Annotated in this window: 13 protein-coding genes; 12 read left to right on the forward strand and 1 reads right to left on the reverse strand. The window is 30.5% G+C overall.

Translation table 11 applies throughout. From position 1 onward, the window contains the following. Nucleotides 1–37: 37 nt before the first annotated feature. Complete coding sequence (locus P161_RS0109005; protein WP_026776681.1) at nt 38–2884, reverse strand: pitrilysin family protein; 2847 nt, start codon at nt 2882–2884, stop codon at nt 38–40. Between the two features lie 174 nt (nt 2885–3058). On the opposite strand from P161_RS0109005, the gene P161_RS0109010 reads away from it, so the two are divergent. The 12 genes from P161_RS0109010 to P161_RS0109065 all read left to right on the forward strand — a co-directional run bounded on the left by P161_RS0109010 (nt 3059) and on the right by P161_RS0109065 (nt 13849). Further along, nucleotides 3059–6451, forward strand: coding sequence for a class I tRNA ligase family protein (locus P161_RS0109010; protein WP_026776682.1), 3393 nt, complete (start codon nt 3059–3061; stop codon nt 6449–6451). Nucleotides 6452–6608: 157 nt separating this feature from the next. After that, entirely contained in the window at nt 6609–7379 is a 771-nt protein-coding gene (locus tag P161_RS0109015; protein WP_026776683.1) for an enoyl-CoA hydratase/isomerase family protein, read from the forward strand. Between the two features lie 3 nt (nt 7380–7382). Continuing rightward, nucleotides 7383–7940: an MOSC domain-containing protein gene (locus P161_RS0109020; protein WP_026776684.1), complete on the forward strand. Its 558-nt coding sequence runs from the start codon at nt 7383–7385 to the stop codon at nt 7938–7940. Beyond that, a complete protein-coding gene (locus tag P161_RS0109025; protein ID WP_026776685.1) occupies nt 7940–8497 on the forward strand; it encodes a hypothetical protein in 558 nt (185 codons plus the stop codon). The genes P161_RS0109020 and P161_RS0109025 overlap by 1 nt, the downstream gene beginning before the upstream one ends. A gap of 215 nt (nt 8498–8712) precedes the next feature. Next, the gene (gene cyoE / locus P161_RS0109030; RefSeq protein ID WP_026776686.1) at nt 8713–9615 is read left to right on the forward strand and encodes a heme o synthase; all 903 of its coding nucleotides are present in this window, start codon (nt 8713–8715) and stop codon (nt 9613–9615) included. A gap of 3 nt (nt 9616–9618) precedes the next feature. Next, a complete protein-coding gene (locus tag P161_RS0109035) occupies nt 9619–10206 on the forward strand; it encodes a cytochrome c oxidase subunit 3 (protein WP_026776687.1) in 588 nt (195 codons plus the stop codon). A gap of 52 nt (nt 10207–10258) precedes the next feature. Next, nucleotides 10259–11242 (forward strand): cytochrome c oxidase subunit 3, encoded by a 984-nt coding sequence (locus P161_RS0109040; protein WP_026776688.1) that lies wholly within the window; start codon nt 10259–10261, stop codon nt 11240–11242. Between the two features lie 90 nt (nt 11243–11332). Continuing rightward, a complete protein-coding gene (locus tag P161_RS0109045) occupies nt 11333–11674 on the forward strand; it encodes a cytochrome C oxidase subunit IV family protein (protein WP_026776689.1) in 342 nt (113 codons plus the stop codon). Nucleotides 11675–11787: 113 nt separating this feature from the next. Further along, a complete protein-coding gene (locus tag P161_RS0109050) occupies nt 11788–12459 on the forward strand; it encodes a hypothetical protein (protein WP_026776690.1) in 672 nt (223 codons plus the stop codon). Further along, on the forward strand, nt 12456–13106 hold the full coding sequence (locus P161_RS0109055; protein ID WP_026776691.1) for an SCO family protein: 651 nt from the start codon (nt 12456–12458) through the stop codon (nt 13104–13106). The genes P161_RS0109050 and P161_RS0109055 overlap by 4 nt, the downstream gene beginning before the upstream one ends. Then, the gene (locus tag P161_RS0109060; RefSeq protein WP_026776692.1) at nt 13099–13638 is read left to right on the forward strand and encodes a DUF420 domain-containing protein; all 540 of its coding nucleotides are present in this window, start codon (nt 13099–13101) and stop codon (nt 13636–13638) included. The genes P161_RS0109055 and P161_RS0109060 overlap by 8 nt, the downstream gene beginning before the upstream one ends. After that, on the forward strand, nt 13631–13849 hold the full coding sequence (locus P161_RS0109065) for a hypothetical protein (protein WP_026776693.1): 219 nt from the start codon (nt 13631–13633) through the stop codon (nt 13847–13849). Before P161_RS0109060 ends, P161_RS0109065 begins: the two co-directional genes overlap by 8 nt. Nucleotides 13850–13949 lie beyond the last annotated feature (100 nt).

Consider the following 13949-nt stretch of genomic DNA (forward strand, 5'->3'; position numbering starts at 1 on the left):
ATTGGGAATTTTTATTCTATTTTCTTTTTTAAAAGACTTACTTTTTAATCTCTTTTTGTCTTTCATTCAATAAAACAGGTTCTCCATAACCCAATTCTTTCATTCTTTCTAATTGCGTTTCAGCATCACCAACCACTAACCAAATCATTTTATTTGGGTTGATATATTTGTTTGCTAATTCAGCAATTCGTTCTTTAGTCATGGTATTTACAACATTTTCTCTCTCTTTAACATAGTCAGATTCCCAGCCATAATCGCTCATATTCGAGAGCATGTTTAGTTTTGCTCTTGAGGTTTCAAAAGCCCTAGCATTACTTTTAATTAAAAAGCTTTTTGTGGTTTCTAAATCTTTATCAGAAAAAGTACTTGGATATTCTTCTAATATTTTCTTTACAGCTTGTGCAGATTCTAAAGTAACATTACTTCTTACGCCACTAGAAATCGTAAAATCTCCTTTCGCTTTTGTACCAGAAAAACCAGAACGAATTCCATACGTATATCCTTTTCCTTCACGTAATTCTTGTGTTAATCTAGAGGCAAAACCACCACCACCTAAAATATAATTCATCACATTTGCTGCATAAAAATCATCATCATTAGCAGCCAAAGCTGGTGCTCCAAATTGTAAAACCGATTGTTTTGCATTTGGAATATCATAAAAATAAACGGTTGGTTTGTCTGGAGCATCTGGAGTTGTATACTCAGGAATAGTTACTTCTTTTGCAGCCCAATTATCATTTAAATCAGCTAATGAAGAGGTTACATTTTCTTCAGAAATATCTCCAACAACTAACATTTTAGCAACAGAAGGAGAAATGTAATTGTTATAAAAAGTTTTCACATCTTCTAAAGTGATGCTTTCTACAGATGAAACTGTTCCTAAATTATTTTTAGAACGGATATTATCTTTTCCGTAAATCAACTCATTATACGTATTTCTTGCTACAGAATTAGGATCTGCTTCCTGCTGACGTAAACGTGCAATGGTTGCGCTTTTTAATAGTTCGAATTCACTTTCGTCAAATCTTGGTTCTAACAAAATTTCTTGCACTAAAGCCAACGTTTTCTCGTAGTTTTTAGCTAAAGTAGTTGCGCTTATTGTAATTTCTTCTTGACCTGAATACACATTTATACTAGCACCTAGTTCTTGAATTGCTTCTTCTAGTTCAGCTACAGTTTTGTTTTTTGTGCCCTTTTCAAGAAGATTCGCAGTTAAATTGGCAACACCCAATTTATCCATAGATTCTAATAACTGTCCACCATCAATTGTTACATAAAATTGTACGAGAGGCACTTCATCATTTTCAATTCCGAATATTTTTAAACCATTATTTAAACTTGTTTTATAAACTTCAGGAGTTGCTAAAGACGGTGTTTCTCCGTAATTTGGTTCAACACTTCTATCAAAAGAAGAAGGTGTTTTCTCATACGTTGCTGCGATTTTTGGATCGAAACTTTCTTCTGCTCCTGTTACAATTTTCTCTTCTACAACATCAGCTAAAATAGAGCCTGTTAACGCTAAATCAGCTTGATTTTTTGGTACAAAACTAGTAGCAATGTAATTTTTATTTTTGATGTATTTATTATACACATTCATTACATCTTCTGTAGTTACTGCTAATGTGTTTTTGATGTCTTCAGTTACAAAACCAGGATTTCCTGTATAAGTATTGTAAGATGCTAAACCAGTTCCTTTACCCAAAACACTCGATAAACTCTGATAAAAATTAGTTTCTTGACCCGCTTTTATTCTGTTTAAATCTTTTTCAGAAATCCCTTCTGCTTCAAATTTTGCAAATGCTTTTTCAACGCCAGCTTTTAAAGTATCTAATTTTATATCATTAAAAGCTCTAATCACTAAATGTGTTTCTCCAGCAATTTCAGAAGCATAATTATACATAGTTGTGTTAGATGTCAATTTTAAATCATCAACCAAAACCTCATTAAAAGGTGCTTTTTTGCCACTAGTTAAATACTGTGTTAAAACCTCTAAAGCATAAGAATCTTTGTGATACTGCTCCACACTTGGCCAAGCCATTGTTAATTGAGGAACTCTTGCAAAATTATCTTCATAATATAAGAATTTAGTTTCAGCAACATTTCCAGCTTTTTTCTCTAAAGCAGGAATTTCTTCACCTTTAGGTATTTCGTCAAAATATTTATGAACCCATTTTGTAGCTTGTTCAACATCAATATCTCCAGACAACACTAAAGTTGAATTATTTGGCACATACCATTTTTTGAAAAACGTTTTTACATCGTCTAAAGTTGCATTTTGTAAATCTTCTAAAGAACCAATTACTTGCCAATTATAAGGATGGTCTTTTGGATACAAATTTTTACCAAGCACATAAAAATTATGTCCATAAGGTCTGTTGTCTACACTTTGTCTTTTTTCGTTTTTAACAACTTGTTTTTCTTTTGCCAAAACAGGATCTGTAACTGTGTTGATAAAGTAACCCAATTTATCAGCTTCTGCCCAAATCATTTTTTCCAAAGCATCTTTAGGTACTGTTTGTAGATAATTTGTTCTATCTCTTGATGTTGATCCATTGGCTCCTGAACCACCAATTCTTGCGCTCATTTTGTCCAATCCACCTTTTCCTAAATTTTCAGATTCCAAGAACAATAAATGTTCAAATAAGTGAGCAAAACCAGTTCTGCCTTCAATTTCTCTAGCAGAACCCACATGCACCATTAACTCTACAGCCACAACTGGGTCAGATTTATCAACATGAAAAACAACGTCTAAACCATTGTCAAGGGTAATTTTTTTATAGTTGATGCTTAATTCTGGTGTTTTTTCTGTTGATTTATCTTCGGATGAATTTTTACATCCAATAAAAGCAGTGATTGCTAAAAATACAATTAATAATTTTTTCATTTGAGTTGATTTTTAAGCCGTTAAAATTACTTAAAAAAAGTAGGTAAGCAACTGTTTTCTTGTTAAATATCTAATAAATAAAACCAAGTTTTAGCTTTCTTATTTTAATTTCAGAAATCCAATTCACTCTTTAAAAGAATAAATGTAAATTTGCACCCTCAAAAAGCAGAAGTAATGCAATATAATCATCAAGAAATAGAAAAGAATTGGCAAAATTTTTGGGCTGATAACCAAACTTTTAAAGCTAGTAATGAAAGTGAAAAACCTAAATTTTATGTGTTAGATATGTTTCCTTATCCTTCAGGAGCAGGTTTACATGTTGGGCATCCTTTAGGCTATATTGCAAGTGATATTTATGCACGTTACAAACGTCATAAAGGTTTTAATGTGTTGCATCCTCAAGGATATGATTCTTTTGGTTTGCCAGCAGAACAATATGCAATTCAAACTGGGCAACATCCTGCAAAAACTACCGAAGAAAACATAAAAACGTATAGAAGACAATTAGATCAAATTGGTTTTTCTTTTGATTGGAGCAGAGAAGTTCGTACTTCAAATCCTGAGTATTACAAATGGACTCAGTGGATTTTTATACAACTTTTTAATTCTTGGTATAATAAGGACACAGATAAAGCAGAAGATATTTCTGAACTAGAAAAAGTCTTTAAAAAAGAAGGAAACAAAAGGGTTAATGCAGTTTGTGATGATGAGATCAAATCTTTTTCTGGAGAGGAGTGGAAAGCTTTTTCAAAAACAGAACAAGAAGAAATTTTACTACAATACAGATTAACATTTTTGTCTGATACAGAAGTAAACTGGTGTCCTGCTTTAGGAACAGTGTTGGCAAATGACGAAATTGTAAACGGAGTTTCAGAAAGAGGAGGTCATCCTGTTGTCAGAAAAAAAATGACACAATGGTCTATGCGAATTTCTGCATACGCACAACGTTTGTTAGATGGTTTAGAAAAAATTGATTGGCCACAACCTTTAAAAGATTCTCAAACCAATTGGATTGGACGTTCTCAAGGAGCAATGGTTAGTTTCAAAGTTGCGAAAGCAGATAAAAAAGCAACCAAAGAAGTAAAATTATCTTATAAAGAATTAGAAGCTTTAAAAGAATTGCGTGTAAATTTATCGAAAGCAGAGACGTTGCTTTGGGATGAATTAAAAAATAAAAAAGGTGCATCAAAATTTAGAAAAAAATATACAATTGGTGCTTATTTGGTAGATTATATTTCTGCTGCTAAAAAATTAATTGTTGAATTTTCTGGGAAAGAAGATGAAGCTGAAAGAACAACCTATTTTAATGATGAAGGTTTTAACGTAATTCATTTTACAAAAGAAGAAGTTACAGAAAACGTATTAAAAGTTGTTGCTAAAATAAATAATGCTATTCAGTTTTTGAAACCAATTCAAAAATCAGAGAATACAAGTGATGATGTTTCAAATGAAAATGAAGAATCTTACAAAATAGACGTTTTCACAACTCGTCCAGACACTATTTTTGGAGTAAGTTTTATGACTTTAGCTCCAGAACACGAATTAGTTGCTAAAATTACAACTGATGCTCAAAAAGCAGAAGTTGAAGCGTATGTGAAAGCAACAGCAAAACGTTCTGAACGTGATAGAATGGCTGATGTAAAAACCATTTCTGGTGCATTTACTGGAGCGTATGCAATTCATCCTTTTTCTGGTGAAAAAGTTCAAATTTGGATTGGAGATTATGTCTTGGCTGGTTATGGAACTGGAGCTGTAATGGCTGTTCCTTGTGGAGATCAACGTGATTATGATTTTGCTAAAAAGTTCGGAATTCCGATTCCAAATATTTTTGAAGGTGTAGATATTTCTGAAGAAGCACATGCTGGAAAAGAAGGAACTGTAATTGCAAATTCAGATTTTTTATCAGGATTAACCTATAAAAAAGCCTTGAAATTATCAATTTTCGAGATGGAAAAAAGAGGTTTTGGGTATGGAAAAATAAATTACAGATTAAGAGACGCCGTTTTTAGCAGACAACGTTATTGGGGAGAACCATTTCCTGTGTACTACAAAGATGGAATGCCACAAATGATTGATGCAGAACACTTACCAATTGTATTGCCAGAAGTAGAAAAATACTTGCCAACTGAAGATGGAAAACCACCTTTAGGAAACGCAACTGAATGGGCTTGGGATTCTCGTGGAAAGAAAGTTGTTTCTAACGATAAATTAAAAAATAAAACTGTTTTTCCTTTAGAATTAAACACAATGCCTGGTTGGGCTGGGAGTTCTTGGTATTTTAACAGATACATGGATTCTAACAATTCAACTGAATTTGCCAGCAAAGAAGCTTTAGATTATTGGAAAGATGTAGATTTATATATTGGAGGATCTGAGCACGCAACTGGTCATTTATTATATGCACGTTTTTGGCAAAAATTCTTGTTCGATAAAGGAATTGTTCCTGTGGATGAATTTGCGAAAAAGTTGATTAATCAAGGAATGATTTTGGGAACTTCAGCATTTGTTTTTAAAGCAACTGCATTTGTTAAGAATGGCTGTGCAATCGATAAATCAAATGATGATGTTATTGAGAAAATTCCAACTGTGTTTGTTTCAAAAAATTTATTTACAAATGATGATGAGTTTGAAACTGTTGTAAAAGAATATTTATTAGAGAATAAATTATTGAATCCTAATTTTGCAGATTTAGTAATGATAACCAAAACACCTTTGCATGCAGATGTTTCTTTGGTAAATTCTTCTGATGAATTAGATGTAGAGGGTTTTAAAAATCATCCTTTAAATAAAGAGTATAAAAATGCTCTTTTTATAGGAAAGAGTGGAAAAGTCCTCTCTTTTGGAGAGGATTTAGGAGAGGCCTTTGAGGTTGGTAGAGAAGTAGAAAAAATGTCAAAATCAAAATACAATGTTGTAAACCCTGATGATATTGTTGCAGAATATGGTGCAGATGCTCTACGTATGTTCGAAATGTTTTTAGGACCTTTAGAACAAACTAAACCTTGGAAAACATCTGGTATTTCTGGAGTTTCATCTTTCTTAAAGAAATTATGGAAACTGTATTTTAATGGTGACACTTTTGAAGTTTCAGAGGAAAATGCAACTAAAGAGGAGTTAAAAGTTTTACATAAAACGATCAAAAAAGTACAAGAAGATATAGAGAGTTTTTCTTTCAATACATCTGTTTCTACTTTTATGATTGCCGTAAATGAGTTAACTGCATTAAAGTGTAACAAACGTGAAATTTTAGAACCTTTATTGGTTTTGTTATCACCTTATGCACCTCATATTACAGAAGAATTGTATAGCAAATTAGGGCATACTGAAAGTATTTCAACTGCTGCTTTTCCTATTTTTGATGAAAAGCATTTAGTGGAAAGTTCTAAAGAATATCCTATTTCTTTTAATGGAAAAACGCGTTTTACAATGGAGCTTTCTCTAGATTTATCAAAAGAAGAAATAGAAAAAACAGTAATGAATCACGAAAAAACAATTGCACAATTGGAAGGAAAAACGCCTAAAAAAGTAATTGTTGTGCCTGGTAAAATTGTAAATATTGTTGGTTAAAGACATCGCTTTTTTATAGTTTTTAGTTTGTTAGAGATTAAAAAATCAGACCTCCAAGGTTTTTAAAACCTTGGAGGTCTTTTTATTCAGAATATCTTCATCGATTTACATTGATTTTTTATCAATAAAAACCTACATTTGGTAAAATTATTCTCCTATGACCACTTCAAGAAAAAGCGGAAGTTTATATACCAATATTCAAAATAATATTGCTACTATAGAGTTTGGGCATCCTGCAAGTAATTCCTTTCCAAGTGATTTATTAGACAGATTAACAAAAGAATTAGATGCAATTGCACAAAACGATTCAGTTTCTGTAATCATTTTAAAATCTGAAGGCGAAAAAGCATTTTGTGCTGGTGCTTCTTTTGATGAATTAGTCGCGATTTCAAATTTAGAAGAAGGGAAACAATTTTTTGCTGGTTTTGCCAATGTTATAAATGCCATGAGAACGTGTGGCAAATTAATTATTGGACGAATTCAAGGAAAAACAGTTGGTGGTGGAGTTGGTTTGGCTGCTGCTTGCGATTACGTTTTGGCAACTGAAAGTGCATCCATAAAATTATCGGAATTTACTATTGGTATTGGTCCTTTTGTAATTGAACCTGCAGTAAAACGAAAAATAGGGTTGGCAGCTTTGTCCGAATTAACCTTAGATGCCACAAATTGGCAAAATGCTTATTGGGCAAAAGAAAAAGGCTTGTATGCAAGAGTTTTTGAAAACATAAAAGAATTAGATAAAGAAGTTGAACTTTTTGCAGAAAAATTAGCTTCTTATAATCCACAAGCTTTAGCAGCAATGAAAAAAGTGCTGTGGGAAAATACAGATGATTGGGAGTCACTTTTATCGGAAAGAGCAAAAATTTCTGGAGAATTAGTTTTATCAGAATTTACAAAAAATGCGTTGGCTAAATTTTCAAAGAAATAATTTATGAAAATTATAGCAACTAATATTGGTGAACGTAGAGAAGTTCATTGGAAAAAGAAAAAAGTAACTACGGGTATTTATAAATTTCCAGTTGATGAACCTATTTTTTTGGATAGAGAAGAGGTAAAAGGAGATGAAATTTCCGACAGAAAATATCATGGAGGAATCAATCAGGCTGTTTACGGATATTCTTTAAAACATTATGAATATTTTAAAAACTTGCATCCTAATTTAGAGTGGAGTTATGGAATGTTTGGTGAAAACCTAACAATTGATAATATAGAAGAAACAAAAATTTATGTTGGTGATACTTTTAAAGTCGGTGAAACTATTTTAGAAGCAACACTTCAAAGAGACCCTTGTTTTAAATTAGGCATCCGTTTTAACGATATGAAAATTGTAAAACAACTTTGGAGCACCACAAAATGTGGCGTTTATTTTAAAGTTTTACAAACGGGTTTTGTAAAGGTAGGAGACAAGTTTGAGCAGATAAAAAGTAGCCCAGAAAATGCTACTATTGCAGAATTATTAATCCAAAGAAAAAAAGAAAAAGCAATTTAATGAAGTTAAGAAAAAGATATTTTTTGCTTATTTTTTTAGCAATTGCTCCTTTTTATAAATTTATTCATCCAGAAAATTATTGTTTTGGTGATGTAGATTTGGTGATTATTGGAGGCTTTATGGTATTATTTGCAATTACTTTTTTAGTTATTTTCTTCAATAACTTATATTTAATAACGATAAAAAAAGAACTCTTTAATTTTAGACCAGTAATTATAACAGTTGTTTTTTTAATAGCCTTATACACTACTTTAGGATTGCATGACAAGAATATATTTCAAGAGAAAATAAAAACCTATAAAGGTTTTTCTAAAGAAAAAGATCAACTTGAAATAAATTTATTTGATGATAATACTTTTGAGCTGAAAATAATTTATCCTAAATCTTACTGTGTCGAAAAAGGCGAATATAGTTTTAAAAACGACACATTATTACTAGATAAATATAATAAAGTAAAAGGGAATATTATTTTTGATGATATGTATGTTTATAATGACACTCAGAAAAGCTTAAATCCTATATATTCTGGTCTTCCTGTTTTTGTTTCAGAAAAATAAATAAGCACTAAAAAATAATAGTTTTATGTGTTATAATTAAAATAAAAGTATATATTTGTATGTGGTTTTTAATTAAGCCACACTTTTTCTTTTTCATAGCAATTTTCCCACTCATTTTATGAGTGGGTTTTTTTGTGTTTTTTAACTAATAAAACACTTTAAATATATGGTAAATTGATAATTATCAAATATCTTTGCAGTTCATTAGTGGCAATATGAATGCAACAGTAATTTCAGAGACAAAAACATCAATGAACACACTTTTATCAGATTTGAAACAGCTTACAAAAGTTGGGTTGTCTTTAAGTGTGGTGTTCTCTTCTATTGCTGGGTATTTATTAGGGGTTGAAGTTGTAGATTACAAAATACTTTTCTTATTAGCTTTAGGAGGTTTTTTTATGGTGGGTGCATCAAATGCATTTAATCAAATTATAGAAAAAGACACAGATGCTATTATGCAAAGAACAAAAAACAGACCTTTACCAACTGGAAGAATGTCTGTAAATTTTGCCATGTTTGTGGCTGTTTTATTTACAGTTTTAGGTTTATCTATACTGTACAGCATCAATCCAAAAACAGCATTGTTTGGAGCAGTTTCTATATTTTTATATACTTGTGCCTACACACCTTTAAAATCGGTAACACCACTAACTGTTTTTGTAGGTGCAATTCCAGGTGCAATTCCTTTTATGTTAGGTTGGGTTGCAGCTACTAATCAATTTGGTATAGAAGCAGGTTTTTTATTTATGATTCAGTTTTTTTGGCAATTCCCACACTTTTGGGCCATTGGTTGGTTGCAAGATGAAGAATATAAAAAGGCAGGGTTTAATATGTTGCCAATGAATAAAAAGGACAAAAATGCAGTAAAACAAATTATATTTTACACTGTTATTATGATTTTTGTTTCTGTAGCACCTGTTTTAAAAGTGTCTGGTGATTTTTATATACATCCAATATCTGCTGTACTTGTTGCTTTATTAGGAATGTACATGTTATATTTTGGTTTTAAATTACACAAATCTGAAACAAATATAGATGCAAGAAAGTTGATGTTATCTAGCATTTTGTATATTACACTAGTGCCAATTATATATGTAGTTGATAAATTTTTACATTAAAAAATGACAAACGAACAAACATTAAATCAAGAATATATTGTAGCCAAAAAAAAATCTGCAAAACCTATGTTATGGGTTTCTATGATTAGTATGGTTATGTTTTTTGCGGGCTTAACAAGCGCCTACGTTATAAGTATGAAACGTGAAGATTGGGTTGCTTTTGATTTGCCTGAAGCATTTTATATAAGCACAATTTTAATTATTGCAAGTAGTATTACACTTATGCTATCGCAAAGATTTTTAAAACAAGATAAAAGACAATTATCACTTATAATGGTAGTAGTTACTTTACTTTTAGGAATTGGTTTTGTTTGGCAACAATATGTTGGTTTTAATCAACTAAAAAGTATTGGATTATTTTTTACAGGACCAGAAAGCACAGTTTCAACATCGTTTATAATTGGTATTTCTTTTATGCACGTTCTGCACATTATTGCAGGTTTAGTTGTTCTTTTTGTTGTAATTTATAATCATTTTAAATACAAATACAAATCAGACGATATGCTTGGTTTTGAACTAGGTGCAATCTTCTGGCATTTTGTAGATTTATTATGGATTTATCTATTTTTGTTTTTCTCTTTTATAAAGTGATTAAAAATAGTTATTTTTGACGAACGTTTAAGATTTAAATTAAATATTATTTATGGAAGCAAATATTGCTATACCTTCAGACGAGAAAAACACTTGGAATGGTGGTAGTGGAGTAAAACCATTTGGCGCTAGCTATGGTAAAATGATGATGTGGTTTTTTATCGTTTCTGATGCACTAACCTTTTCAGGATTTTTGGCAGCGTACGGTTTAACTCGTTTTAAATTTATCGATTCTTGGCCAATTGCAGATGAGGTTTTTACACACGTCCCTTTTATACATGGAATATATCCAATGTATTATGTTGCATTTATGACGTTTGTACTTATTTTTTCTTCAGTAACAATGGTGTTAGCTGTTGATGCTGGTCATCAAATGAAAAAAAACAAAGTAGCTTGGTATATGTTTGCTACCATTATTGGAGGTTTAATATTCGTAGGCTCTCAAGCCTGGGAATGGAATACGTTTATAAATGGTTCTTATGGAGCTGTTAAAACGCCTCAAGGTAAAGTTTTACAATTTGTAAAAGACGGTCATCAAATAGCGCTATCAGATTTTGTAGTAGGAGATAGAATGGATGAAAGAGTTACACACACAAAGAAAAACGGATTATGGTTTGAAAGTGGAGAAACAGTCCCTGAATATTCAATTGCTCAAATTACAGCTTCGTATAAAGCAAACCCTAATATTCAAATTAGGAGCGAGCAAATTAATATGGATGAAAAGAAAAAAATAGTTTTTTCTAGAGAAAAAGGGTTAGAAGAATTATTAAAAGGTGGTGCTGTTGTAGAAGGAGCAAATTTAACTGCAAACGAATATGGAAACACAATTTTTGCAAATTTCTTTTTCTTTATCACAGGTTTTCACGGTTTTCACGTATTCTCTGGTATTATGATCAACATAATTATTTTCTTTAATGTGCTTCTTGGTACTTATGAAAAAAGAGGACACTATGAAATGGTAGAAAAAGTTGGTTTATATTGGCACTTTGTAGATTTAGTTTGGGTATTTGTATTTACATTCTTCTACTTAGTTTAAAAAAATAAGTTCATATAAAGGCAAAGCCTTTTGATTTCATTTAAATTGTCTTTCCAGGAAAAGCTGGAATTTAAAAATAGCATTAAAAAAATGGCACACGCACACGAATCACATACTAAAAAAATCTGGAATGTATTTTGGATTTTATCTGCAATAACTATTGTAGAAGTAGCTTTAGGTATTATAAAGCCAGATGTTTTACATTTAACTAGTATTTTAGGAACAAGTCCTTTAAACTGGATATTTATTATTTTAACGTTAGCAAAAGCTTATGGAATTACTTGGGCTTTTATGCACATGGATAGCGAAAAGAAATGGTTTAGAAGAGCAGTCGTTTGGACAACTGTATTTTTAGTCTGTTACTTTGTAACCTTATTTCTTATAGAAGGAGGTTACTTGCATAGCACTCTAGCACCACTTGTAAAATGGTAATAAACAAATATAAAAGGTGGTTTTAACCACCTTTTTTTATAGAATAAATATTTTATGCAAGCCTTTGATTGTTTGTATAACAAAGTAAGATTCTCAAAATTAATTTCTAACAGATGAAATTTTTCACAAAAAAAAGGGTTGTATTATTTTTACTTTTTATTTTTCCTTTACTATGTTTTTTGCTGCTTTCTTTAGGTGAAAATAATTTCACAAAATTACCTGTAGTTAAAGAAAACCTTATTGATGTTTCTGAAATTGATGCAACTAATTCAGCAAAGCTTAAAGAAAATGTTACTGTTCTTTGTTTTTTAGGGAATGATATCAATAAAATCAAATCGGGTGTCTTAAATTTAAATGAAAAAATTTATAAAAAATTTATCGATTATAAAAAATTTCAAATTATCGCTATTTACCCTGCAGACCAAGAACAAGAAGTGCAAAATTTACAGGAAGAAATAGGTGTTTTTACAGATATGCAAAAATGGAATTTTATACCTAGTTCAAAACAAGAAATAGAAGGTTTTTATCAAACTTTTGGTTTAAATGAATCTTTGGTTAACCTATACACTCCAAATGTATTTTTAATTGATAAAGATGTTAATTTAAGAGGTAGGTTAACGGATAAAGACAGTAAAGATGGTAAACTTTATGGCTATAATATGAATTCTGTTGCAGTTTTAAACGGAAAACTTATAGATGACATAAAGGTTTTATATTACGAATATTATGCTGCTTTTAAAGAGAAAAACCAAAATAAAGCAGATAGAAAAGAAGTAGGATTATGAAAAAGAAGTATTCTTATATAGGTGTTGCTTTTATTATATTATTATTTGGCATTTATACTGTACCGAAAGTAGTTAGTCGTTTTGAAAGTAACGAACTTTTAAAATTTGGTAAAATTCCAGAATTTGAATTTACAAATCAAGAAGGGCAAACAATTACCAACGAAACTTATAAAGACAAAGTGTATGTTGTTGAGTTTTTCTTTACAACTTGTCCAACCATTTGTCCGTTAATGAATCAGAAAATGTTAACACTACAAGACGAATTTTTTGGAAATCCAGAATTTGGAATCGCATCAATTTCTATAACACCAGATATTGATACTCCAGCTGTTTTAAAAGAATATGCAAAAGAAAATGGTATTACTCATAAAAACTGGCATTTATTAACTGGTAAATCAGATGATGTTGTGTATGCACTTGCAAACAATGGTTTTAAATTGCCAACAGGAAAAGGAGTCTCACAAGATGAGCATAATGGTTTGTATCATTCAGGAAACTTTGCCTTGATAGATAAAAATGGATATATGAGATCTAGAAAAGATGAGTTTGGTAACCCAATGTTTGTATACAGAGCTCTTGACGAATATGAAATGGAAGATCAAATGAAAGAACTAAAAGAGGATATAAAATTATTATTAAATGAGTAGTCTAGCCCAAGAAAAAAAGTATAAAAAAATTATAACTGCCTTATCAATTATAATTCCTTTAGCAGTTGCAGCTTTGTTTGGTGTTAATTTAAAGGATTTAGGTTTTAATGTAGAGCCTTTAAGTTTTTTACCACCAATTTATGCTACTACAAACGCGCTAACAGCAGTTTTATTAGTAGCAGCAGTTATCGCCATAAAAAATGGTAATAAGAAATTACATGAGCAGTTAAATACAGTTGCAATTGCTTGTTCCTTAGCTTTTTTGTTGATGTATATTGCATATCACATGACTTCTAACTCTACCACATTTGGTGGAGAAGGAGCTATAAAATACATCTACTATTTTATTTTAATTACACATATTATTTTATCTGTAATAGTAATTCCATTTGTGCTTTTAACCTATATGAGAGCAAAATTGGGTAATTTCGCTCAACATAAAAAGATCGCTAGAATTACTTTTCCTATTTGGTTATATGTTGCTATTACTGGTGTAATTGTATATTTAATGATATCTCCTTATTATGTTTAAAAAAACCGTATTCTTAATTTTATTATTGTTGTTAACTGTACAATCATCATATGCTCAATGTGCTATGTGTAAGGCAGTTGTAGAAACAGGAGATACAGAAATGGCTGAAGGAGTTAATAACGGCATTTCTTATTTAATGGTTTTTCCTTATTTGTTGGTTGGGGTTTTAGGTTACACTTTATATAGATATAAAAAGAAAGCTGAAAATTAACATTTTAATAATAGTAAAATGCTGTAACATATTTTACTTTTGGTCGTCTTATAAGTAACTATTTAAATAAAATATCTTTGTTTTTTTTAGTTTTTAATAA

The sequence above is a fragment of the Polaribacter sp. Hel_I_88 genome (assembly GCF_000687935.1).
Taxonomy (GTDB): Bacteria; Bacteroidota; Bacteroidia; order Flavobacteriales; family Flavobacteriaceae; genus Polaribacter.